This is a genomic window from Streptomyces sp. NPDC006458, from assembly GCF_040612135.1.
Classification (GTDB): domain Bacteria; phylum Actinomycetota; class Actinomycetes; order Streptomycetales; family Streptomycetaceae; genus Streptomyces.
Window position 1 is genome coordinate 18176 of sequence record NZ_JBEXPR010000046.1, and the last position, 23523, is coordinate 41698.

Annotated in this window: 19 protein-coding genes; all 19 read left to right on the forward strand. The window is 69.3% G+C overall.

Going from position 1 to position 23523, the window contains the following annotated elements:
* Positions 1 to 12 precede the first annotated feature (12 nt).
* Positions 13 to 357, forward strand: a complete 345-nt coding sequence (locus tag ABZZ79_RS36840) for a hypothetical protein (protein ID WP_030841845.1) — start codon at positions 13 to 15, stop codon at positions 355 to 357.
* On the forward strand, positions 354 to 914 hold the full coding sequence (locus tag ABZZ79_RS36845) for a hypothetical protein (protein WP_319656710.1): 561 nt from the start codon (positions 354 to 356) through the stop codon (positions 912 to 914). The genes ABZZ79_RS36840 and ABZZ79_RS36845 overlap by 4 nt, the downstream gene beginning before the upstream one ends.
* A 43-nt stretch (positions 915 to 957) precedes the next feature.
* Complete coding sequence (locus ABZZ79_RS36850; protein ID WP_356696552.1) at positions 958 to 3564, forward strand: ATP-binding protein; 2607 nt, start codon at positions 958 to 960, stop codon at positions 3562 to 3564.
* Complete coding sequence (locus ABZZ79_RS36855; RefSeq protein ID WP_356696554.1) at positions 3561 to 5990, forward strand: hypothetical protein; 2430 nt, start codon at positions 3561 to 3563, stop codon at positions 5988 to 5990. Before ABZZ79_RS36850 ends, ABZZ79_RS36855 begins: the two co-directional genes overlap by 4 nt.
* Positions 5991 to 6338: 348 nt before the next feature.
* Complete coding sequence (locus ABZZ79_RS36860) at positions 6339 to 6737, forward strand: hypothetical protein (protein WP_356696556.1); 399 nt, start codon at positions 6339 to 6341, stop codon at positions 6735 to 6737.
* 28 nt (positions 6738 to 6765) lie between these two features.
* Positions 6766 to 8187, forward strand: a complete 1422-nt coding sequence (locus ABZZ79_RS36865; RefSeq protein ID WP_356696558.1) for a peptidoglycan DD-metalloendopeptidase family protein — start codon at positions 6766 to 6768, stop codon at positions 8185 to 8187.
* Between the two features lie 225 nt (positions 8188 to 8412).
* On the forward strand, positions 8413 to 8898 hold the full coding sequence (locus tag ABZZ79_RS36870) for a hypothetical protein (RefSeq protein WP_356696560.1): 486 nt from the start codon (positions 8413 to 8415) through the stop codon (positions 8896 to 8898).
* Positions 8899 to 8929: 31 nt separating this feature from the next.
* A complete protein-coding gene (locus tag ABZZ79_RS36875) occupies positions 8930 to 11419 on the forward strand; it encodes an ATP/GTP-binding protein (RefSeq protein WP_356696562.1) in 2490 nt (829 codons plus the stop codon).
* A complete protein-coding gene (locus ABZZ79_RS36880; protein WP_356696564.1) occupies positions 11416 to 12450 on the forward strand; it encodes a replication-relaxation family protein in 1035 nt (344 codons plus the stop codon). The genes ABZZ79_RS36875 and ABZZ79_RS36880 overlap by 4 nt, the downstream gene beginning before the upstream one ends.
* 36 nt (positions 12451 to 12486) lie before the next feature.
* Complete coding sequence (locus ABZZ79_RS36885; RefSeq protein ID WP_356696566.1) at positions 12487 to 13833, forward strand: ParB N-terminal domain-containing protein; 1347 nt, start codon at positions 12487 to 12489, stop codon at positions 13831 to 13833.
* A complete protein-coding gene (locus tag ABZZ79_RS36890) occupies positions 13830 to 14945 on the forward strand; it encodes a DUF4417 domain-containing protein (RefSeq protein WP_356696568.1) in 1116 nt (371 codons plus the stop codon). Before ABZZ79_RS36885 ends, ABZZ79_RS36890 begins: the two co-directional genes overlap by 4 nt.
* Before the next feature lie 79 nt (positions 14946 to 15024).
* Entirely contained in the window at positions 15025 to 15426 is a 402-nt protein-coding gene (locus tag ABZZ79_RS36895) for a hypothetical protein (protein WP_319656701.1), read from the forward strand.
* Positions 15426 to 18053, forward strand: a complete 2628-nt coding sequence (locus ABZZ79_RS36900; protein WP_356696570.1) for a hypothetical protein — start codon at positions 15426 to 15428, stop codon at positions 18051 to 18053. Before ABZZ79_RS36895 ends, ABZZ79_RS36900 begins: the two co-directional genes overlap by 1 nt.
* Entirely contained in the window at positions 18053 to 20296 is a 2244-nt protein-coding gene (locus ABZZ79_RS36905; RefSeq protein ID WP_356696572.1) for a hypothetical protein, read from the forward strand. Before ABZZ79_RS36900 ends, ABZZ79_RS36905 begins: the two co-directional genes overlap by 1 nt.
* A gap of 20 nt (positions 20297 to 20316) precedes the next feature.
* Positions 20317 to 20781 (forward strand): hypothetical protein, encoded by a 465-nt coding sequence (locus ABZZ79_RS36910; RefSeq protein ID WP_319656698.1) that lies wholly within the window; start codon positions 20317 to 20319, stop codon positions 20779 to 20781.
* Positions 20782 to 20931: 150 nt separating this feature from the next.
* Entirely contained in the window at positions 20932 to 21360 is a 429-nt protein-coding gene (locus ABZZ79_RS36915) for a hypothetical protein (RefSeq protein WP_030841807.1), read from the forward strand.
* A 255-nt stretch (positions 21361 to 21615) separates the two neighbouring features.
* Entirely contained in the window at positions 21616 to 22110 is a 495-nt protein-coding gene (locus ABZZ79_RS36920; RefSeq protein ID WP_356696575.1) for a hypothetical protein, read from the forward strand.
* A gap of 222 nt (positions 22111 to 22332) precedes the next feature.
* The gene (locus ABZZ79_RS36925; RefSeq protein ID WP_356696577.1) at positions 22333 to 22641 is read left to right on the forward strand and encodes a hypothetical protein; all 309 of its coding nucleotides are present in this window, start codon (positions 22333 to 22335) and stop codon (positions 22639 to 22641) included.
* Positions 22634 to 23404, forward strand: a complete 771-nt coding sequence (locus ABZZ79_RS36930; protein WP_037832232.1) for a hypothetical protein — start codon at positions 22634 to 22636, stop codon at positions 23402 to 23404. Before ABZZ79_RS36925 ends, ABZZ79_RS36930 begins: the two co-directional genes overlap by 8 nt.
* Positions 23405 to 23523 lie beyond the last annotated feature (119 nt).

Below are 23523 nucleotides of genomic sequence, written 5' to 3' on the forward strand. Positions count from 1 at the left end.
GAGGAATCGTTCATGCGCACCCTGGCAGCAGCCAACCCCGACCACGTCGTCCTCGCCGGCGACGTCCTCGACTGGGCCAACACCAAGACGGGCCAGGTCCGCACGCTGGTTCTCACCGTGGCCACCCTCATGGCGATCATCGCCGTGCTGATGGCCTGGTGGAAGACCCGGTCCTTCGTCGGCACCCTCGTCGCCTTCGTCCTGGCCGCCCTCGTGCTCTGGGGCATCAGCAACCTCAACGTCCTGAAGACCAAGGTCGGCTCCGAGATCGATGACACCGGGACGGCCGCCATGTCCGTCGTCCACGGCCCCGGCGACGCCCCCGCTCTGGCCGGTGAGGGCTGGCGGGTCTCGTGAGTGCTTCGGAGGAGGAGCTGATCGGGCACTCGTACACGCGAGCCCGTAAGCACCCGCTCGTCATCGGCAAGCTCCCGGGAGCCGGTCGGCTCCCGGGAGGGCCCTACACGATCACCCAGGTCATGACGATGGTGATCAGCTTCGGGCTCCTCGTCATGACGAGGGACCTGTGGGCCCATTTCGGCGCCATGAACTTCATCCTCATGGCGCTGATCCCGTGGGGTCTGGCCTGGGTGCTGCGGTACGCGCGGCTTGACGGCCGGGACCCGGCGCGTGCCGTGCGCAGCCTGCTCATCTACTCCTCCACTCCGGCCCAGGGTCGCCTGGCCGGCAAGCCGCAGCGGGTCGCTCGACCGCGACTGGCGACCGCCACCTGCACGGTGCGCGTCCGGTCCGCCGAGCGGCCCGCCCCGGCGGCCGCAGCGAAGCCCGTGCCGCAGCCCGCTCCCGTGGCCAGGTCAGCCCGCCCGGTTCCCGTGCCGGCCGCGGCTGCGGCGGGCCGGGCGGAGCCGAAGACCGGGCTCCAGGCCCTCCTTGCCTCCCTCGACGAGCAGTGAGCAGCCGTCTCGTCATCACCACCAGCACAGAAGGAAGAACCCCATGCGTCTCCCCGTCCGGCACATCAGCGGCCACCTGATCTGGACCACTGCCGCCACCGTGTGGGCGGTGTGGCGCGTCGACACCGAGAACTACACCCACGCCAGCAAGTCCACGAAGCGTGAGCGGCTGGACTCCCTGGAGGCTCTCTTCAAGTCCCTGCGGGGCGAGGCCCTCCTGCTCAGCCTGTGCCCGAGCGTCGACGCCGCGTCGGTCGTCACCCGCATGACCGCCGGCGTCGACCTCGACGCCTCCCCCGAGTACGTCGACCTGGCGCTGAAGGTTCTCGACCAGCTCCAGGACCTCGAACTCACTGGCCGCGTCGACTTCCTCGCCGTCCCCCTGCCCCACCTCGACTTCAAGCAGAGCACCCGGGCCGTCTTCTCCTCCCTCCAGGTCGAGGTCATGGGTGCCCTCGGCCTGCCGGTCGCCCCGATATCCGTCTCGGAGGAACGCCAGCGCCTGGAGCAGGCCAACCGCCTGGCGGCAGGCTGGCCCTCCGGCATCAAGATGAGGCCGGCCACCGAGGCGGAGATCCTGTGGATCTACGGGCACAGCGCCCGCCGAGGCCTGAGCGAGCCGCTCCTTCCCGAGGACGGCGCGCCGCGCGCCCTGCGCGGACGCGGCCACACGGTGACCGCCCACACCCAGGTGATCTTGGACGAGGGCGGGCGCGGCACCCGGGCCTCCAAGGGCCCCACCAACCCCTTCAAGCGCCGCTACCTGCGCGCCACCAGCGAGCACGGCGACTCCTACCAGGCGTTCTGCGTGCTCTCCGAGATGCCGGAAGCCTTCCGCTTCCCCGGCAGCGAGTACTTGGCGGCGTTGGACGAGTTCAACTTCCCTGTGGACTGGGCCGTCCGGCTGCACGTCGAGTCCGGCTCGAAGGCCGAACCGAAGAGCAGGCGCCAGCAGCGCGAGCTTGCGCATCAGCGCGGCGAATACGACGGGGAGACCTCCGGCGTGCCCGCCTCGCTCGACAAGGCGAGCTTTGCTCTGGACGAGTACCGCGACCGGCTCACCGCCTCCAGCACCGAGGTCGAGATCCGTGCCACCGTCGCCACTTGCGTGTGGGGCACGACCCCCGAGGAGGCGGACGAGAAGGCGACGTCGCTGGCCAACCACTTCGGCGGCAACGACTACACGCTGGTGCGGCCCACCGGCGACCAGGTCGCGCTGTTCCACGGGATGCTGCCCGGCATCAAGACCCCGGGCCCGATGCTCGACTACACCCAGTACCTGCTGGCCAGGGACTTCGCCATGTCGATGCCGTTCTGCGGCGCCGGCCTGGGCGACGATTCCGGCAGCCTCTTCGGCCTCCAGCTCAACGGCGGCGGCGTCCGCCCCGTGCTCGTGGACTTCTCCCACGGCCCCCGCGTCAACGCCTCCGCGTCCGCCGCGTTCGTGGGCGAGCTGGGCTCGGGAAAGTCCGTCGCGATGAAGTGCGCGATGTACTCGATCCTCACCACCGGCCACCGGGCCGGGCAGAGAAACTCCCGCGGCCGAGCCCTGGTCATCGACCGGACCCCGCAGCAGGAGTGGTCGCGGTTCGCGAACGCCTGCCCCGGTACGACCCAGATCATCAACGTCGACGAGAACGCCGGCGTCTCTCTCGACCCCCTGCGGGTCTTCCGCGGCCCGCGCGCCGCCCGCTACACCGAGTCCTTCCTCACCCCGCTCCTGGACATCGGCTCGATGAGCATCGAGGGCATCACGCTCGCCGAGGCGATCGAGGCCACCCGGCTCGGGCCCAAGCCGAGCATGACTGCGCTGATGGACACGCTCGCCGAGCGGGCCCGCACGCCCGACCCGGAGGAGCCGAACGACGGCGCCGTGCGCGCCGCAGCCTCTGAACTCGTCCGCAAGCTGCGGTCGCTGGCGAAGAAGGACCTCGGCCGCGTTATCTTCGACCCCACGCTGCCGGTCGTACGGATCACGGACGCCGACAGCATCGTCTTCGCCGTCGACCGGCTGGGCCTGCCCACCAAGGAGGAGCTCTCCGAGCACCGGCTGCCGAGCCTGGAGGTCGAGAAGCGGTTCGGCTGGCGCCTGATGTACCTGATGACGGCGCTGTGCCGGGAGATCGCGTTCGCCGACCCGAACGAGTTCGCCGGCGTCTTCCTCGACGAGTGCTGGTGGCTCACCTCGTCCGCCGAGGGTTCCAACCTGCTGCTCGAGCTCATCGCCGACGGCCGCAAGCACAACGCCGGCGCCTTCGCTGGCAGCCATGACCCCTACGACATCGGCCCTAAGTCCGAGATCGGCGACAAGATCCGGGCACTGCTGTCCCACATCTTCGTCTTCCGCCACCGCGGCAAGGCCCTGGCCGCGCGCTGCCTGGAGTTCCTCGACCTCGACCCGACCGACGACGAGATGCTCAAGGTCATCACCGAGAACCTCAGCCCGCTCAACGTCAGCGAGACCGAGCGCGCCCTGCGGGCCGGCGAGGGCCTGTACCGGGACCTCCGCAAGCGCATCGCAGGAATCAAGGTGCTGATCCCGGCGGACGAGAACGCGGCCGCCGCGATCACTACGACGCCGGGGCAGGACACGGATGAGGAAGACGAGGTTGTGGAGTTCGCCGAGCTGGCGGACGGAGCCCTGGCATGAGCCGGATACAGAGAAGGGGCATCAAGCGGCGCCTCGGTCTGATCGCCGTACTGCTGGCCGTGTTCACCGTGGTGCTGGCCCCTGCCGCGACCGCAGACCCCTCACCGTCGCCCAGCACGTCCGCGCCCGCCAAGCCGGCGGCCGGCCCGCCGAACCTGAACCAGAAGCCGAAGGACGGCAGCGACGGCCTCCTCCAGCCGTTCAACGTCACCGACAAGGACGGCGTCCCGATCAGCTCCTACACCGTCAAGACGGACACGGGCGGCTGGAAGGACATCGACCTCAAGATCTGGAACATCGTCGCCCAGCTGCTCTTCGGCGTCGCCAAGTGGGTCATCGGCTTCACCTGCTGGCTGATCAAGTGGGCACTGAACTTCGGGCTGGCCAAGGTCATGGTCGGCCCCGTCGAGGACATCTCCAGCACCATCAAGAGCCAGGTCATCGACCGGCTCGGCCTGCCCGGCCTGTTCCTGACGTTCGCCGGCTTCTACTGCGGCTGGCTGATCCTCTTCAAGGAGCGCTCGCGCGGCTTCGCCGAGATCGGGGTCTCCCTGGTCGTCGCCGCACTGACCACCACCGTGCTCGTCTCCCCCGCGCAGGTGCTGCTCGGCCAGCACGACCAGGCGCAGCCCCAAGGCTCCACCATGCTGCTCTCCGAGGAAGGCCTGTTGGGGAAGTCCAAGGACTTCACCCTGGAGGTCGCCAGCATCGTGCTCGCCGACGATCCCGCGAGCGCCCAGGGCAGCGCCGATCCCAACAACGTGGCGAAGCCGATCACCGACGCCCTGGTGGAGGCGTTCATCGTCAAGCCCAACCAGCTCATGGTCTACGGGCAGACCTTCGACGGACAGTGCGACAAGGCGTTCCGCGAGTTCAAGCTCGCCGAGTACAACCTCGACCAGCTCGGGATGAACTACTGGGACGCCGCGATGATGGACTCGATCTACGACACGAACTTCATCGGGCAACTCACCGAGAACTCGAAGAAGTTCGAGGCCGCGTGCGGAGACGTGAAGCCCAAGGCCAAGCGGGCCTCCGCCGACCTCGCCTTCTCCGCTCTCTTCGTCGCGATCGCCGCCGTCATCGTCGCCATCCTCATGATCCTGGTCACCGGCACCTTCCTCACCGCGCAGGGCTGGCTGGCCTTCGAGGCGATCCGTGGCCACTGGGCCCTCACCGCCGGCATCCTGCCCGGCGGCGGCCGCGCCACCCTGTGGCGCTGGTGCTCCGCGATCACCAAGGCAGTCCTCGGCGTCATCATCTCCATCCTCTTCCTGGCGATCTTCATCCTCATCGTCCTGGCCCTCATCGACGCGGAAACCGGCGACGTCCTCGCCGTGAAGTTCATCGTCATCGACGTCACCGCCGTCGCCGGTCTGGCCGGCCACAAGCGCATCAAGCAGACCGCCCAGAGCATCGCGGTCAACCTCAACCGCAAGCTCGCCAACGCCCGCGTCGGCGGATCCCGCCGCTCGGTGTTCAACAGCCCCGGTCGCTATGCCGAGACAGCCCCCGGCCTGAAGCAGATGTGGGGCGAGGCCCGCGGCGAGGCACGGCGCGTGACCCAGCCCGTCGGAAAGGGCCTGAAGACCGCCCGCAACGCCTGGGTCGGCTCGCCGCAGGCCAACCGCAAGGCCAGCCGACTGCGGACCGCGGCCCGGCTCGCCACCAACGCCGCCGCAGCCGTCGGCACCGGCGGAGCGAGCGCGGCCGCAAAGGTCGCGGCACAGCAGGCGGCCAAGCAGACCCTCAAGAAGCGGTTGGCCACGGCCGCCGCGAACAAGATGTCCCAGACCCGGGGCGGCAGGGCCACCATGGCCACCGGCAAAGCGGCCGCCGCCACCGCCAAGTACGGCGCGAAGGCAACGAAGTTCGCCTTCATGGCCACCGTCGGCGCGCCGGTGGGCATTCCCCGTGGCGTCGCCGCGACCAAGCGGGGCGCAGCCGCAGCCACCGCCCGTGCCGGGCAGGTGCGCGATCAGCTCAAGGCCGTCAAGGAACGCACCATCGACAAGAAGGTCCAGGAGGCCAAGGACTTCGGAGCCGAGTACAAGCGCAACGTCGCCACGGCCAGCAAGTTCGTCGCGAAGCAAGGCACGAAGGCGCAAGTCAACCTCGGCCTGGCACAGATCCAGTCGAGCCCCAGGGCCGCGACTCCTCCCGGCCCCCGGGCCGGCGCCATCGCACCGAAGACCCCCGGGGGCGCGCCGACGGCGGCCGGAGCCAAGACGCCCGGCAAGCCCGCGCCCACGACAGCCGGCACGAAGGTACCAAGTTCGGTGAAGCCCCCGGCCACCGGGCCGACCGCGGTGCCGAAGATGCCGACCCCGCCCACCCCTGCACCGCCGGCCGCGTCGACGCCGGCGCCGCCCCGGGCCATCCGGCGCGCCACCCGACCGCCCGGCCCGCCCCGGCCCCGGTCGTAGCCGGACTGCGGCCGGGGCCCACCAGGCCCCGGCCGCCCAGATCACCGCACCAGAACCACCACACGGGGGACCCTCATGCCCAAACCCGATGTCGCGCGTGCCCGCGCCCAGCGCGGAACGATCGCGCTGTTCGCCGCTGCGGCAGTCCTGGCAGCTGTCGGTGTCGCCCTGTTCCTCGGGCTCGGTCGAACCGATCGTCCAGCGGCCCCGGACTCCGCTCCACGTACGGTCACACCCTCGGCAACCACCACCGGGAGCAGCTCAGGCAGCGCACATCCGACGACAACGTCGCCCGTCGCCGAGCCAGCCAAGTCTCCCGCCGCCTCGCCGAGTCAGCTGCCAGCACCCATGCAGGAGGTAGCCCGGGCCTTCACGACCGCGTGGGCCAGCCACGACGCCCGCCCGGGCCATGACACCGCGTACGGCGACGCGTCCCGACGTGCCGCCGCCTATACCGACGGTGATCTCGCCGAGGACCTGCGCACCTACACCAGCGGCAGCGCCGGTGGGCGGCAGTGGCAGAACTGGAAGGACCGCCAAGTCCAGGTCACCGTGACCGTTCTGCGGGTGTCGCTGCCGGACGGGGCGCCCGCCCCCACCGAGGACTCCGGCTTCGCCCGTGTGATCTACAAGGTGACGGAGACGCCGGCCAGCGGTCCCGCCGTCGAGTCGGAAGAGCACGTGGCCCTCAAGCTCCGCCGTGTCGCCGACGGGAGCTGGCGCGTCATCGGGCTGCCCAATGTCTGAGCAGGGCGAGTCCAAAACCCTGCGCCGAGTGCTGATAGCGATCCTTCTCTCGTGTCTGCTCGGTCTCGGCCTGATCATGGCCGCAGTGCTGGCGCTGACGTCGGCGATCGGTGAGGACAACACCAGCGACGCACTGGAGAACGCCGGGTTCGGCGGCGGCCTTTCGGACACCAAGGAAATCCCCGACTGGCTGCGTCCGATCATCCTGGACGCGGTGCGGGACCACGGCTGTGCGGAGGTCACGCCGTCGCTGATCGCCGCCCAGCTCTACCAGGAGTCCAATTTCCGCGTGAATCCGCCTGACGGCGGGGCTGGAGCGTTGGGCATCGCACAGTTCATCCCTGACACGTGGGCTGCCGAGGGCATCGACGGCAACAAGGACGGCAAGCGGGATCCGCTCGAGCCGAAGGACGCCGTCCCGTCGATGGTGTCCTACGACTGCAAGATGGCCGACGAGATCCGCAAGGTCCCCGGCGACGTCGTCGACAACATGCTCGCCGCCTACAACGCCGGCGGGTACAAGGTGAAGAAATACGGTGGCATCCCGCCGTACGAGGAGACGCGCAGGTACGTCCGCGAGATCCGTGATCGGGCGGAGAAGTGGTCAGCGCCGATGGACGGCAAGGTCTCCGGCGGTCTGGCCAAGGTCGTGGCCGGGGCCAAGGAGGCGTACAACACCCCCTACGTCCTGGGCGGCAGCTGCAAGCCGCCTTTCGTGGGCTCCACCGGGTGCGACTGCTCCAGCCTGGTCAAGTACGCCTGGAGCAAGGTCGGCGTGAACCTCCCCAGGGTTACGTACGACCAGGTCGAAATCGGCACCAAGGTGAACTCACAGAAGGACCTGCGCCCCGGCGACCTGATCTTCTCGGGCGGCAGCGCCTCCAGCCCGGAGCACGTCGCCATGTTCATCGGCGGCGGAGAGGCGATCGACGCGCCGCACACCGGTGCCCGCGTCCGGATCAAGCCCCTCTCATTCTGGAAAGACCGGATCCTGATCATGAAGCGGCCGAACTACACCGAGCCCGACTCGGGCGGCAGTTCGGGTTCGTGGGTCGCCCCGGTCGCAGACAAGCACATCGGCACCGGCTACCGGGTCTCGGGCTCGATGTGGTCGAGCGGCTACCACACCGGAATCGACTTCCCCGTGCGCACGGGGACCACGATCCGCGCGGTGGGCCCGGGCACCGTGGTGACGGCCGGCTGGAACAGCGCGTACGGCTATCAGGTGGTGATCAAGCACGGAGACGGCATGTACTCGCAGTACGCGCACCAGTCCTCGCTGAACGTCTCCGTCGGCCAGAAGGTGAACGGCGGCGACCGGATCGGATACTCCGGTGCCACGGGCAACGTAAGCGGCCCGCACCTCCACTTCGAGATACGCACCGGACCGGAGTACGGATCGGACATCGATCCGGTGGCCTACCTCCGCGGTCACGGCGTCAAGATCTGACCCGCCGGAGCCGGCGTCACGGGCCCCGGCAAGGGCTCGTGACGCCGGCCAGCGCAACACCGCGGAGAAATTCGGAGCGGAGTGTCACACCGAGCCGGATCCCGACACCTGTAGCAGGTGAAAGGCCCGTTTGCTCTCTGGAGGTGCCGCCGTGCTCCCGACTTACCCCGTGCCCGCTCCGGCCGCCGCGGCGCCGCCGTGCGCCTCGTCCTGGGACGGTGGGCGATGACCACGACCGACCTCGTCGACGGAGCGATCGGCTTCATCGGGGACCTTCCCGGCCACGCCGAGCGGCTGGCGGACACGGTGGTGGCCAACGCTTGGTGGGTCGCGCTGCTCGCCCTTGCTGCCGGCGGTGCCGCGGCCGCGGTCCGCTGGGCCCTCTCCCGCGGTCCGATGTCCAAGCGAACGGCTCTGGAAGTGCTGCCGACCACCGGCTTCGACCCGAAGCCGGAAGAGGTCATCCGCTTCGGACACCAGATGGCCCGCGCGCACAAGAGCGTGTCGCGCTGGCTCGTCTCCTCTAACCGCACCAGCGCCCTCCGCATCCGCTTCACCTGCTCCAACGGATCGCTGTCCATGAGGGTCGAGGGCCCGGACCGAGCGATGTCGGTGCTGCGCCACCAGGGCTACGCCCAGGTCGAGATGCGGCCCGTGGAGGCCGACGGCCGGGCTGCGCGCGAGCAGCCGCAGATCCGGCTCGGCTCCTGACGCCCCGACGCACACCACAGACAGGTAGACCATGACCATCGCACCAGACACGACCGCCGCTCCGCCGGTCGATCTCGCCAAGCCGGAAGCGGACGGCCGCGGCAAGCCAGCCACCCGGGAGATGCACTACGCCCGCGCCGAGCTCGCTCTGGCTCTGCCCGACCACCTCGCCCTGCGCGAAGTGCCGCTCACCCCGGACCCGCTCGAGGCGCTGGCCAACGCGGTAGCCGACGTCCGCGAGGACCTCGGCGAGAGCGCCGACGTCGTCCTCGACCTCGTGCCCGTCGCCGCGAACCGTGTCGGCAGCCGCCGTCGGCGCCTGCTGGCCCAGGCGCGCCGCAACCCCTCCGACGGGCCCGCCATACCCGGCATGCCGCAGCAGCGCACCAACCGGTTCGGCTTCGATCTCGGCCAGGTGATGTCCGAGATCGCCACCGAGATGAAAGGCAACCAGGGCGGTAGCGCCCGCCAGCGGCAGCACCACCAGCAGCAGCGCACGATCCACCGCATCACGGACATGAAGGCAGCCATGGGCAAGCTCGTCCCCGGCGCCGAGCCCGTCTTCTCCATGCAGCTGCTCGTGCGCACCTGCGCTCGCGACGAGTACCGGGCCCGGATGCTGCTGGACCAGGTCCTCTCCGCCCTGGAGCCGTGGTCCGGCGACAACCACCTGCGTCCCGTCGGTCTTCACCTCGGTGTCACCCGCGTCCGGGCGGACCACTGGATCTACCGGGGCAGGTTCGACCGCCGCTTCGAGACTGGGCTCTTCGTACCACGCCGGCACTCCTGGGTAACCGCTCAGGAGATCGCCGGGCTACTCAAGCCGCCCACCAAGAACAACATGGCCCCGAACATCGCCCGCTCGGGCGGGGTCGTCCCACCGCCGCCCGCAGCGCTCCCGACGTGGACGGGCCAGCGCGGCCTGCTGCCCCTGGGGTGGGTGGCGAAGGCCGGCGGCGGGGAGCGCCTCGCCGGCGTCCCGCTGAAGTACCTGCTCTTCGCCCTGTTCCTGGGTAAGTCCGGCTTCGGAAAGACCGAGATGTCGCTCGTGCAGGCCATCGCGCTAGCCCACGGCGGGTTCGGCGTGCTCTTCCTCGACCCCCACGGTGACGGCTGGACCCGTGCCCGGCCGTACCTGGCCCACAAGGAACTGGCCGACCGGATTTGGGAGATCGACCTCACCAGCCCCGAACTCGACAAGATGGTCGGCTCCTGGAACCCGCTGTCCATGGAGCGCCGGCGTGAGTCCGAGATCCCCGACATCGTCCAGTACATCGTCACCGGTTTCGCCGCGGCCTTGAACTGGTCTGACTCCGCCGGCCGTGCGAAGACCATCCTCACGCGCGCGGTCGAGTCCTTGGTGTACCTGTCGTGGCACGTCTGCCGCGCCGGCCGGCCCGACCTGGCGCCCACCGTCTTCCAGATCCGCACGATCCTCACGGACGCCGTCTGGCGCACCAACGTGCTGCAGTACCTGCCCAAGGACATCCGGGACTTCTGGGAGAACGTCTTCCCGGGCTACAGCAAGGAAGCCATCCCGGTCGTTACCAACATCATCGAACGCCTGTCTTCCAGCAACGCGATCAAGGCCTTCTTGGGATCGAGCCGGTCGACGTACGACATCCGGCATGCCATGGACACCGGGAAGATCGTCTTCGTCTGCCCCGCCGGCACCGGCGACGTGGACCGCATCATCTCCAGCCTGCTGATCTACGACCTCTTCCGGGCCGGTCTCTCGCGGCGGGACACCCCGCCCAACCAGCGGCGCGACTTCTACACCTTCATCGACGAGCTGACCAGCGTGGACGGCGCGTCGAAGGGCACCCTCGCGCAGATCACCGAGCAGCTGCGGAAGTACAACGTCAAGTTGCTCGCCATGACGCAGATGGCGCAGCGGTTGAGCGCCACCACCAGACAGGGCCTGCTGCAGAACCTGTCCATCTTGTCGACGACCGCTTCCGATGTCGACGAGGCGACGCTGGTCACCCGCCGTTGGGGCAAGAAGGTCGCGCCCGACACGATTGTCCAGCTCAACCGGTACAGCTACGTGATGTCCGTGACGCTCAAAGGCGGCACGACCGACCCGTTCCGGGTCCGCGGAGCCTCGGTGGAGGACCTGTACGGCGACTACTACCGGCCGCAGAACGAGGAGCGGCTGGCGCGGGCCATCGACGAGAACCTGCAGCGCCGCTCGGTCCGCGACATCCTCACCGACCTGCGCCGCCTGGACTCGCGGCTGCGCCGGTTCATCGTCACCCTCCCCGTCCCGCCGGACGACGACGACCCGGCCAGCGCCGATCTACCGCCGGACGAGCCCGACTTCGACGAGGCCGCACCGCCCGACGCCGAGGGCCCGGACGGACCGGTCGACGGCACCGCGTCCGGCGGCGGGGTGGCCAAACCGCGAGTCCACGACAGCGAAGGCCCGGTCATCAGCGGTGCGGAGCCGGCCCCGGCCGATGAAGCCCCCGACAACGTCCACCCGATCAACCCCCACCAGAACCAGTCGAGGCTCGGATGACTACGCCCCCTGTCGAAGCGGCCGCCGCGGCGGCGCCCACGCGTCGCTTCGTGTCACCCACGCGCAGCTTCCACGCGATCGGCGGCGAGGTCCTGGAGTTGCTGTACCAGCACCGAGTGCTCTCCACCCAGCAGCTGCACGTGCTGCTGACTCTGCCCGAGAAGCGGCCGGCCCGCCCCGTGTACCTGCGCTGGCAGCTCGGCGAGCTGCACCAGGCCGGGCTGGTCGACCGGATCCGTGCCCAAGGGCCCGGCGGCCGCGGGCGGGTGCAGAGCCAGCCGTTCTTGTGGTTCCTCACCGAAACCGGTGCCGAGTCCGTGGAGGAGGCCGGCGAATTGCCCGCGCGGCCGTACCGGGTGACGCCCGAGTCCGTCGCTGGCGCCCGGCAGGCGCACACGCTCGCGGTGAACGAGGTCGGGGTCGCCTTCGTCGAGTGGGCGCGCCGGCTGGGGCACGAGTGCGGGCCGCTGGACTGGACGCCCGAGGTCGCCAACCGGATCCGTGACGGCCAGCGCCGCTTCGAGGATGACCACGTCATCAGCGACGCCGTCCTCAACTACGTGCACGTGGAGAACGGGCGGCGCACCATGCTCAGCTTCTTCGTCGAGCTCGACCGCGCCACGATGACCTCGGCGCGGCTCGCCGCGAAGTTGCAGGCGTACGGCCGGCTGTACGAGTACGTCCCGCAGAGCGTGGACCGTACGCGGCGTACCCCGAACGCGACCCGGCCGGCGTGGATGTACAACTACCCGGTCTTTCCCCGGGTCCTGGTGGTTCTCGACGCGGCGCCGCCGAAGGCTGGGGAGCCGGACCGGCGCCCGCAGCGGCTGGCCGCGCGCACCGAGGACCTCTACACGCGCGCCGGCGCGGATGTCCGCCTCAGCCGCCTCAAGGGCGACATCAACATCGGCGTCACCACCCTGCAGCAACTTCAGGAGCACGGGCCGTTCGCCCCGATCTTCACGCCGCTGCTGCGCGGCACGCCGGCCGCCCGCCCTGCCCCCACCGACCTCTACCTCGCCACGAAGTGACCGGCCGCTTTTCGCGGCCCTGAAGGAAGCAGCGCCATGACCAGTACCTCGTTCGAGGCTCCGCCGGACGGCGGGAGCATGATCCGGCTCACCGAGATCCTGCACCGCAGCGTCAAGCTGCGGCAGCGGCGATTCGAGATGCTGCCGCTACGCGGCCAGGGCGCACCCTTCACTGAGCCCCACGCCCGCAACCCCTCGGACTCCCTGCCGCCGTCCGAACTCGCCGACCTCATCTCCTCCATGTCCGTCATCGGCCTCCTTGAGCCGGTCCTGGCCGAGGAGATCGTCGTCGACGGCAAGGCGCCGACGATCCGCCTGGTCACCGGGGAGCGACGCCTGCGCGCGATGCGCTGGGGCGCCGTCAACAGGCCGGACAACCCGCACTTCCAGGCCCTGCCGGCCGTGGTCTGCCCGGGACCGTTGTCCGAGGAGGAGCGTCACATGTGGCGCTTCGTCGAGAACTTCGCCCGCGAGCCCCTCCGGCCCGGGGAGCAGGCCGCCGCGTTGCTGTACCAGCGGTGCGCCATCCTCGTCGGCAAGCTCCTCAAGGCCGGCAAGCCGGTGCCGCAGGAGGTCTACGCGATCCCCGATCCGGCCGAGCGGTTCCTTGCCCTGGAGAAGATCCGTGGCACCGACAGTTCCTGCGCCGCGCCCTGGAGCGAGGTGCTGGACCGCTTGGGGCTGCAGCTCAACGAGCGCAAGGCCGGCGAGCTCGTGCGGGCCTTCCGCGCGCTGCCTCGGGATCTCACCGAGGAGATGGACGAGGCCGCGGTACGCCTGAACACGAGGATCAGGTTCGCCGAGCTCCGCAACGGCCGGGCGCAGGCGGCCGAGGGCATCTGGGCCGCGCTGAAGTCCTCCAAGCGGCTCCACCTGCTGCCGACCGCCGTGAACGTCGGCCTGGAGGAGCCCGAGCTCGGGCCAGAAGAGATCATCAATGAAGCCGAGGAGCGGCAGGACGCGGCGAACGCGGGCCGCCGGGCGAAGCTCACTCGGGTCCCCACCCAGACTGAGGACCAGGAGGAGAGCGAGGAAGGCGATGACGCTGCTGCTACTTCGGCCTCCGGCGTGGATGAGGTGGCAGAGGTATCGGAGCTGGGCAATCTGATGCAGCCGGCTGTGCCGACAGCGGAAGCCGCCACAGAAACGGTGCCGGCCGACGACGCCCCGAGTCGTCCGGCGGTGGAGGCGAACACGATCCGCACGGCGCTGGATGGGATTCGCGGGCTGCTGGCCGAGGTCCGGGCCGGCAAGGAGATCGCCCGGTACGACCGCGGCTCCCTGCGCCTTGCCCTGCGCGAGCTCCACGACCACCTCGAAGGCGCCACCGCCGACGGCGCGACGGACCACGATGCGACCACCGAAGGAAGCGAAGCAGCATGACCAGTGTCTCCCTGCCCATCCCGACCGTCGGCGTGCCCCTTCCGGGCCGCGGCTGCGACTGCAACAGTTGCGCCTTCTACGCCGGGCCCGACGGCCGGGGCGGCCCGGCGACCGTCGAGCCCCTGTGCACCGGCCAGAACTCCGACTGCCGGTTCTGCGGGTGCTCGGCGGCCGAGGCGGACGCTCCGGCGAACGCGTGCGTGACCCGCAAATGCCCGATCCGGTGCGGGAGCCGGACCGACATAGCCGGGTGGATGGCGGACGTCGGCGGCACCCTGACCTTCGACGACATCACCGTCGACAGCACGCTGCCCGACGGCCTGCCTGCCTTCATCCCCATGACCGACGGCTCAGCGGTCACCAAGCTCGACGCCAGCCTGAACTGGCCTGCCTACGGGGTCGGTCTGCGGCGCGTGTTCTCGCCCGACACCCACACGCTCTACAAGCGGTTCACCGAGCAGACCGCCCGCCAGGCCCTCGCCCTCGGGGACCACCAGAAGGCCGTGCTGGTCGGCTACGGCGAGGACCCGCTCGTCGAGGCCTTCTGGACCCGCCGCGGCCGGGACAGGCTCGTCGAGCGGATCGCGGAGCAGGAGTGGGACCTGGTCCTCTCGTGCAACTACAGCATCTACGGGGACTGGCCGCGCACCGAGCACCTCCTCAACATGCGCCGATCGCTCCTGCTCGCGCAGGAGTTCGCTGAGGCCGGCGTGAACGTCGTGCCGAACGTGTACTGGTTCCGGCTCGAGGACCTCCAGCGCTACCTCTCCTGGATCGAGGACACCGAGCCGGCCGGCATTGCCATCAACGTGCAGACCGTCCGCGACAACGCCGACTGGGACAGCTGGGAGCGGCCCGGACTGCACTTCCTGGCCGAGAACCTCCCCGACGACATGCCGGTCATCCTCACCGGCCTGTCCCGGGCCAACCGCATCGCCGAGATGGCCCAGATCTTCGGCCCCAGGCTGACCCTGATCTCCCAGAACCCCCACCAATACGCCCTGCACGGCGCGGTCATGACCGCCAACGGGCGCGAAGACGTCCACGCCCGGACCGAGGACGCCTTCGCCGCGACCGTCCAGTACATGGCCTCGCTCCTGCCCAGCCGCTGAAACTTCTTCGCCCGCACTGTCACACCGGCGGCTCCTCCCACACCTGTAGCAGGTGAAAGCACCTTCGGGAGGAGCCTCCGTGACGACTGAACCCAACCCCACCGATGCCGAGACGGCGGAGCCGTCACCGGCCGCTCCGGCCTGGCGACTGTGGATCCTGCTCGTCTGGCACCCCGCACTCGGCCTCCCCGTCGCCCCCGTCGCCGTGCTCGGCTTCGACGAAGGCCGGCAGCCGGTCGAGCGGGTCGTGCGCTGGGTCCCCCTTGTCTACGAGCAGGCCGATCCCTGGCGCGAGCGTCTAGGCGAGACCACCACCAGCGAGGACATCGAGCGCTGGATCGCGCAGTCCGGGGGCGCGTGCTCGCTCGAGCCCGCCGACGTTCCGGAGGGTGCGCTCGACCTCACGCACGCAGCCGACCTCGTTCTGGACGAACTGCTCGCCGAGGTCATCCCTGCGCTCCCGCCGAGGGGTGACGGCTGATGGGCACCGGCAGCAAGTCTTCGCACGCCTCCTACGCTGTCGGGCCCACCACGGCGTCCGAAGCGGACGACGTGGTGGCCGAGGCGCCCGCAGAGCCGATGTCCGACGAGGAGGTCCAGGCCAAGGCCGACCTCCTGGTGGCGATGAACCTCATGGAGGAGATCGCCGACCCGCCGTTCGGCGTCGACCCCGAAGATGAGGTCCCGACGGATCCCGTCGAGCGGTACGACCTCTTCGTCGGCCAGGTCGAGCAGGCTCAGGAGGCCATCGAGAAGCTGAAGGAGGCGGGTGCCTCCGACGAGGAGATCGAGGCCCACGCCAAGGCGCTGAAGGCTCAGACGCTGGCCTATCTGAACTCGCTCGACGAAGACGACCTGCGCGAGATCGCCGAGGCCAAGGGCTTCGAGCACCCCGCGCTGGTGGGCCTGTCCGGTAAGGGCCAGCACCCCTTGGTCCACTGGCTCGACCCCGCATACCCGAGCGACATTCCGTCCAAGGCCAAGATCCAGGCCGCCGCGCTCAGCCGGTACAACGAGTTGCTCGCAGGCAAGACGGTCGGCGGAATGACGCTCGCCGACCTGCACGAGATCGAGGGCACCGAGCCGCCCCTCAGCGGCGGCGCCTGGAAGGCCACGCCGGACGAGGTCGCCTCCTCCGCCCAGGCGGTGACCGCGTCGATCGACGCCTGGAACGAGGCGAAGAAGACCTACGGACCTCAATCTCAGCAACAGAGGGCCGAGGCCCTGCACACGATGCTCGCGGCTGAGCAGAAGCTGGCGTCGGCCGACTGTCCCGAGCTCGGCGAGGACCTGGCAACGGCCAAGGCCGAGGCCAAGTTGGCGGTCGACGAAGCTCTCCAGCACACGTACGTGCATCCGAAGGATGTCCAGCCCCTGGTGCAGGAGGCTCTCGCTTCGGGACAACTGAGCGAGACCGAGGCGATGCACCTCGGTGGTCACCAGCTCGTGGCACTGATGCGGCCGAGCACACCCGAGAGCGAAGTGGAGTCGCTCAAGGCCCTGGCGGTCAAGCGGCAGGAGCAGCTGGCGAACCTCGACGCCGGCTACGCCGCCCACGTCGCGATGGCTCCCGGTGGCGACCAGCCGCTGAACCTACCGCCGGCGGGCGACCCGGGCGCGCCGCAGGCGATCGCCGCGTGGGCGAAAAACGCCGGCGACGTCCGGGACATGCAGACGGACGTGAACGCCTGGTACCCCTACACCCAGCAAGGCGGTGCCAGCGACACCCCGTACGCAGAGCACCCAGCTCTCGGACCGGGGAAGTACATTCACCCCGGCGATCTGACCAGCGACTTCAAGGCGTGGGCCGCGAAGCAGAAGCTCTCCGACCTGCGTACCGTCGCGGCCGAGCTGGGCATGGACAACAACGCCAAGGCCACGCGCGCCCAGGTCCAGAACTACATCGCCGCGAGCTTCAACAACAAGTACGACCAGCAGGCCATCAAAGACAAGGTCACCGCGGACATCGCGAAGAAGGAGGCAGCCAAGGCCACCAAGGCAGCAGCAGCCACGGCCCCATCGGCGACGCCCGATGGCGGTTTGGCGTCGGACGAGGCGGTCCAGGCCCTGGCAAGCAAGCTGCCAGCGAACGGCGCCGGCTCCGTGGCGAAGCCAGCCGCGCCTGCGGCGAAGCCGGTGAAGGCACCGAAGCCGGGCTCGTTCAACGCCAACGTCCAGGCCATGATGGCCGCAGTCCAGCACGCCAAGGCGACCAACCAGGACCTGCCGGCCCGCGTCGACGCCAAAGAGGTCGCCAGCTGGAGCTTCGGCCCCGGCACCACAGCGTCGAACCTCGGCGGGACGTACGCCAAGACCGTCCACGCTGCCCCCGACGGCTCGCAGTGGATGTTCAAGGCCGACCACAACCACGGCGGCGCCCTGGGCCACACCGAAGCCGCCGCATCCCACGTGCTGTCGCTGGGCGGGGTCCCGGCGGTGCCGGTGTACCACCACAAGAAGGCCGACGGAACGGCCGGCTCCATCCAGCCGCTCCTCAAGGACGCCAAGCCGTTCACGTCCAGCCCTAGCCAGTGGACGCAGTCCCAGGTCGACGCGATCGTCCGGTCGCATGTGGGGTCGTGGCTCGTCGGCGAGCACGACGGCCACCAGGACAACTGGCTTTCCACGCCTTCCGGCGGGCTCGTGCAGATCGACCGCGGCCAGGCCTTCAAGCACTTCGGCGCGGACAAGCTGTCGGTCGACTACGCCCCCAGCGGCGGAGGCGGTTTCACCCCGGTCCACCAGAAGCTCTACCAGGCCGCCCTGGGCGGTGGCCTCGCCAACGGAGTGAAGATCAACCCTGCCGCGGCACACCCGGTGATCAAGCAATTCGAGTCCGTGCCGGACGCGCAGCTGCGCTCCATCCTGCACTCCACCGCACACGAGGGCGCCAAGGCCGGCGTGGCGTGGGTGCCGCAGATGCGCAGCCGGGCGGCCAAGGCCCTGAAGATCCCGCAATCCCAGGTGACCCACGAGCAGATCGCCACGGCGTTCCTGGACCACGCCGTAGAGAGGAAGAACAACTTGCGCCAGAACTTCTCCGACTTCTTCGTCAAGCAGCTGGGCCTGCCCTCCGGCGCCTCCCTCAAGCACGGCGGTGGTAGCTGATGGGCACCGGATCGAAGTCGAGCCACCAGAGCTACGCGGTCAGCCCCACCGCACTCGCCGAGGCCCCCGCTGCCCCGCTGGACATCACCGGCGCGCCGGCCCCGGGCGAGGGGACCGACCTCACGGGCGCGGCCGCGGGAGCTGCGGGAGAGCCGGCGTTCGAGGTGCCCGAACTCCCCGAGCCGGTTGTCGAGCCAGCTCCCCCTGCAGAACCTCCGGCCGGCGAGGATCCGCTGGCGGAGCTCGACGCGCTCCTGGGCACCGAATCCGAATCCGAGCCTCTTACGGCCGCCGCGCCGCCTGAGGAAGAGGCCCAGGAAGCGTCCGCCGAAGGCGAGTTGCAGAGCAGCAGCGAGGAGCCGTCGGCGGAGGAAGCCGCGCTGCTCCAGGCCGAGGACAACGCGGAGGCCCAGGAGGAAGAGGAGGAGACGGACCCGCCGCTGACGCCGGTGCCGGCGGCGCCTCCAGTAGGCGAGCCCACGGGTACGCCGATCCTGGTGGGCGGGGACGACTTCATCAACTCCGAAGCCACCCTGGTTGCCTACAACTCGCCGGACGGCCCGCATGAAGTGCTGCTCACGCATATATCCGAGGAGGCCGAGGAGAAACTCCTCGACGCGCTGAGCATCCCCGGCACGCACATGGAGGAGATCCAGGTCGAGGAGGAGGTCAAGGAGCGCCTCGATCTCGACAAGGAGAAGAAGCTGGCCGAGCTGACCAAGACCGCGGTCAGCTCGGTGCAGCACAAGCTGAAGACCGGCTCCGAGATGTCGGACGCATCGATCGCCAAGCACCAGGCAGCCGTCGACGCCGTCTCCGCCGTCCTCAACGACCCGTCGATCAGCGACGACGAGAAGGCCATGGCCCAGCACTACATGGACCAGCTGAACGTCGTGAAGGACAAGATCGACAACGGCGGTGCGCCCATGCCGTGGATGGACGCCTACGAGGTCACCGCGACCAAAATGGTCACCAAGCAGATACCGGTGCCCAACGGGGATCCGGAGCCCGGCACGCTCGCGGCGACGGTCCGCAAAGCCAGCAGGATCCAGGCGAACCTCGACCCGGCCACCGGGCAGACGTCCTGGGACGGTGTCAGCCGCTCTTCCGCCAACGGCACGGAGTACGAGATCGACATGGGCGACGGCTGGAAGGCCGTCTACCGCCCGTACAAGGACAACGACCCGAAGCACACGGAGTACTCGCTGCGAGGACAGCTCGAAGTCCACGCCCCTGCGGGCGCCGGCCACGGCAAGGACCTCGTGGAGCGGCTGGAACAGCTGCACCTGATGAACAAGCCGATGACCGCGGCCGAGGGCGAGTGGACGTACCTGGCGAACAACATCCAGGCCCAGGGGCTGGAGGGCTCCGCCGGCGTGAAGGCCGCCATGGACACGGCCCAGGGGCTCCAGGACCTCCAGGTCCAGGAGATCGTGCACCAACGCATGGAGTCCCTCATGGGTCTCGACAGCGACGCGCTGCAGACGGCCATGAAGAGGATCCACCTGGAGGCATCCCACAAGGTGCTGCCGATGAAGGTCGAGGTTGTCCGAGACGCCGTCGCGAAGGCCTCCGGGTTCTCCAGCGGCGCCGAACTCGCGGCCAGCCCCGGCTACGAGCCGACGCCCTCCACCGGAGGGAAGTGGCTGACCTGGTCCCGCTTCGACGTAACGGGCAAGAAGGCGGAGATCCAGAGCGCGTTCAAGGGCCGGTCACTGAGCCACAACCTCAACGGCGGCGATCTCGCCAGTCTCCTCGGCGTCGGGGTCCTGGCCTCCACGGAAAAGCGGGCCGTGATGGGCATCGGTGGCGGACTGGGCTTGAGCGAGCAGGCCGACAAGATGACCGGCGGCGCCAACAGCGTGTTCCTGCGGGTCAAGAAGACGCCCAGCTCCCCGGGTGGGGGCCGGCTGATCTGGGACGACCCGAGCGTACTCATGCAGCGCAGCGACTACTACGCCTACAACAGCGACCACTACGGCGCCATCAACCCCGCACACCACAACTACAACGCGGGGGCCATCACCCGGGACCCGATGAAGATCGCCAAGTTCACCGGCAGCAGCAACGAGATCATGTTCCGCAATGGAATCGATCTGCTCGGCGCGGAGGCCCCCAGCCGGATCGTGTGCCACACCGCCGCGGAACGCAGCAGCATCCTTGCCTCCCTCACCGCGCGGGGCATCACCCAACTCGGCGGGAAGCCCGTTGAGGATGTCCTGTGCACGGAAGCCGACTACTAAAGCTGACCAGGAGCGATTCGATGACAGGAACACAGCAGCAGTGGCGCCGACGGTTCTCCGACCTCGTCGCAGGCAACCACAGCCCGACCGGGGACCCGGTGGACGCCGGCGCGCGTTTGGTCGTGTCGGACCCCGACGGGACGGAGGTCTTCCGCGCCGCCCTCGCCCGCCACCACCGCTTCGAGGACGACGACAACGTCATATGGATCCGCCCCCTGGTCGGTGGCCAGGACACCGAAAGCGGCTACCTGTTCAACCTCAGCCTGGTCCGGCGGCGATCCCTTCCGGTGGCGCATGCCGACCTCGTGGACGACGGCGTGGAGATGGAGCTGACAACGGGACAGAAGGCACGGATCGAGCCGGCCGACGGCCCCGAGCTCGAGCAGGTGGCCCGCTGGGACGACTTCACCAACCGTCTCACCCCGGACGAGGACGCCGCACTGGGGCAGCTGGACGCCGACTCCTGGCATGGGCGCTATGCGTGAGCGGTCCCGTCGCCGATGGCAAAGGGCGGCCGCGGGGCGTGTTGGCATGATGTCCCCGCGGCCCCAGGGCCGCGAGAGGACCACTGGCTGGCCCCGAACGGGGACAACGATCTTGACGGAAGAGCCGGACCGCACTCGAGAGGAGGAGACATGGCAGATCGAGCACACCCGGTGACCGAACAACGGCACGCTGACCTGCGGAGCCCGCTGACGGAGCAGGAGCGCGACCTTCCCGTCGATGTGAACTGGCTGCGCCGGCGCGCCAAGCTGTTCGCGGCAGTGTCCGGTCGAGAGTTCCACGTTGTCACCGATCTCTCGGCGTACGCCTCGGTCAGCGGCATGCCCTACCTCTCGCACTATGCCGCCCAGGTCTATCTGGGCCCGAAGTCCGCGCGGCTGAGAGTGCCGTTGATGGCCATCAACCTCGCCCTGGTGACCACGCGCGAAGAGGCCGATCGCGCCCTCGCGCACGAGACCATGCACTTGGTCGTTCCTTCGTACGGTCACAAGGCGGCCGCCTTCGCCCGGGCCCAGCTCTTGCTCGACAAGGTCGGACAGCTCACCGCCGCGCCGGTGTAGGCCACGTCCGCGGCAAGTGCCGGCCGCCGCTGTTTCCCCGTACGACTTCCCAGGGAGCAGCGGCTTGCCGGCCGCCTCTTCTCCCAGCATGTTGCGTATTGGTACTCCAATATGTACTGTGATGATGTCGGTCGGGATGATCCCGCCGATCGGAGCCGCTGTTCGCGGCCTTCGAAACCAGCCCCGGTGACCATGACGCGCGCCAGCGTGCCGATCACGGGACCGATCCTTCTCGGAGACCCCATGCCGAGCACCATGAGAAAGCCCTTCACCCCCGTCGAGGCCACAGCCGTCCAGGCCGCGGTGGAGCGCGCGCAGACGGGGCAGGCCAGCAAGATCGGCCCGGACCCGACCCTCCACAGCCAGACGTCCGAGCTTCACTGGGTGGAGGCGGTACTCCGCCACCGCCTGTCGCTCCACTCCCTTGGCCGCCCGGTCGCCATCCGCACCAGGCACGACGACACCCACCCGCTCGTAGCGGACGGCGTGCACTTCCCCGCGGTGGCGCTGTCCATCCCCTTCACGGACGGAACGCTGGACTTCCTCGCAACCTACGACGACCGCCGCCGCCTCACCTTCGACCTCCTCGCGCCGTGCGACCTGTGCGGCAAGCCGGTGCCCACCGAGGAGATCAACTCCCTGGAAGACCTGGGCGACTACCTCCTCCAGGCCCGCGACGGGCTGGGGGGATCCCCCCGCCTCCGCACCTCCCCCGCGCACGCCGCCGACTGCCTCGCACGCGGCGACTGATCGCGCTTCCCCTTTCCCCACTGGCGCCCCCGGCTGATGCAGCCGGGGGCGCCCTGCATGGAGCGACACCTCACCATGACGACAGTCATTCCCTTCGCCGGCGCCGGCAAAGAGCCTGTGCAGCACGTGCCGGCCCCCGAACCCACCCCTGACACACACGGCCCCTTCGGCCGGGTGGTCACCGCCCCCGAAGACAGTCCAACGTCGGCGTCGACGAGGTGGGTGACGTGGCTGCTGTTCATGGTCCCGCTGTGCATCGCCGAGTTGCGGGACCTCTCGGAGCCCGAGATCGAGCGCGTCTCGGCGCGGGCCGCAGACCTGATCGCCAGTCACGGCGACGACGCCCAGTACGGCGGCCACCACCAGCGCAGTGCGCGCACCGCCATCGCCCAGGGGCTCGCCGTGCTCGCGAGAGCCGACGGCGGCGTGACCGCGCTCGGCATCCACGCGTGCGTCCGCCCCCACGCCTACTGCCCCGGCACTTCACCCGCCCACTCCTCCCCTTCGAAGCACGAGGAACGAGATGTCTGAGAGCAACACGACCGGCCGCACCACGCCCAAGCGGCTCCTCACCCAGAACTCGGACCTGAGGAGGATCGGCGTATTCAATTGGACACTTCCGGCTTTCGTGATCGAAATGCCTGACGGAAGCCATTTCAACGTCTGCCCTCAGGCGGGCGTGTGCGCCCAGCTGTGCTACGCCCGAGTCGGCACTTACCGGTTCAAGAATGTCCGCGCAGCCCATATCCGGAATCTCCTCCTCTGCCGGGACAATCCGGAGGAGTTCGAGAGGCAGATGACAGAGGAACTCAGGCACAAGCGGTACGGCGGCAAGTGGATTCGCGTGCACGATTCAGGCGAATTCTTCTCCGACGAATACCTTCTCACCTGGATGCGCATTATGCGCAGCTCGCCTGAGGTTCGCTTTTACTGCTACACCAAGGAGATCTCTCGTTTTAAGCGGCTGGTCGTGAACGACGCGCCCGAGAATTTTCTCTGGTGCTACAGCCTCGGAGGAAAGGAGGACCACCTTATCGACCTGAGTACCGAGAGGCATGCGGACGTCTTCCCCGACGTGGAAGCGCTGATCGCAGCCGACTACACCGACCAGACAGAGTCCGACCTCCTGTCGGTCCTCAGCGAGTCCCCTCTTGTCGGAATCCCGGCGAACCGGATTCCGCACCTTCTCAAGAAACAGGGGCAGGAGACATTCGGCAGCCTTCAGCGAGCGCGCGACGAGAAGTTGCGCGCGAAGAACGCCAGCGCGGGCCAGGGGTTCGCGCTGGCGCACTGAATACTCGCGGGGGTGTCTTCGGGGCCGGGCGGACATGCGCCCGGCCTGCTGCCAGGAGACCGACGGCGGCCAGGCACTGGTCGTCACCTCGCTCGACCGCGCCCGCGACCTGCCCCGCC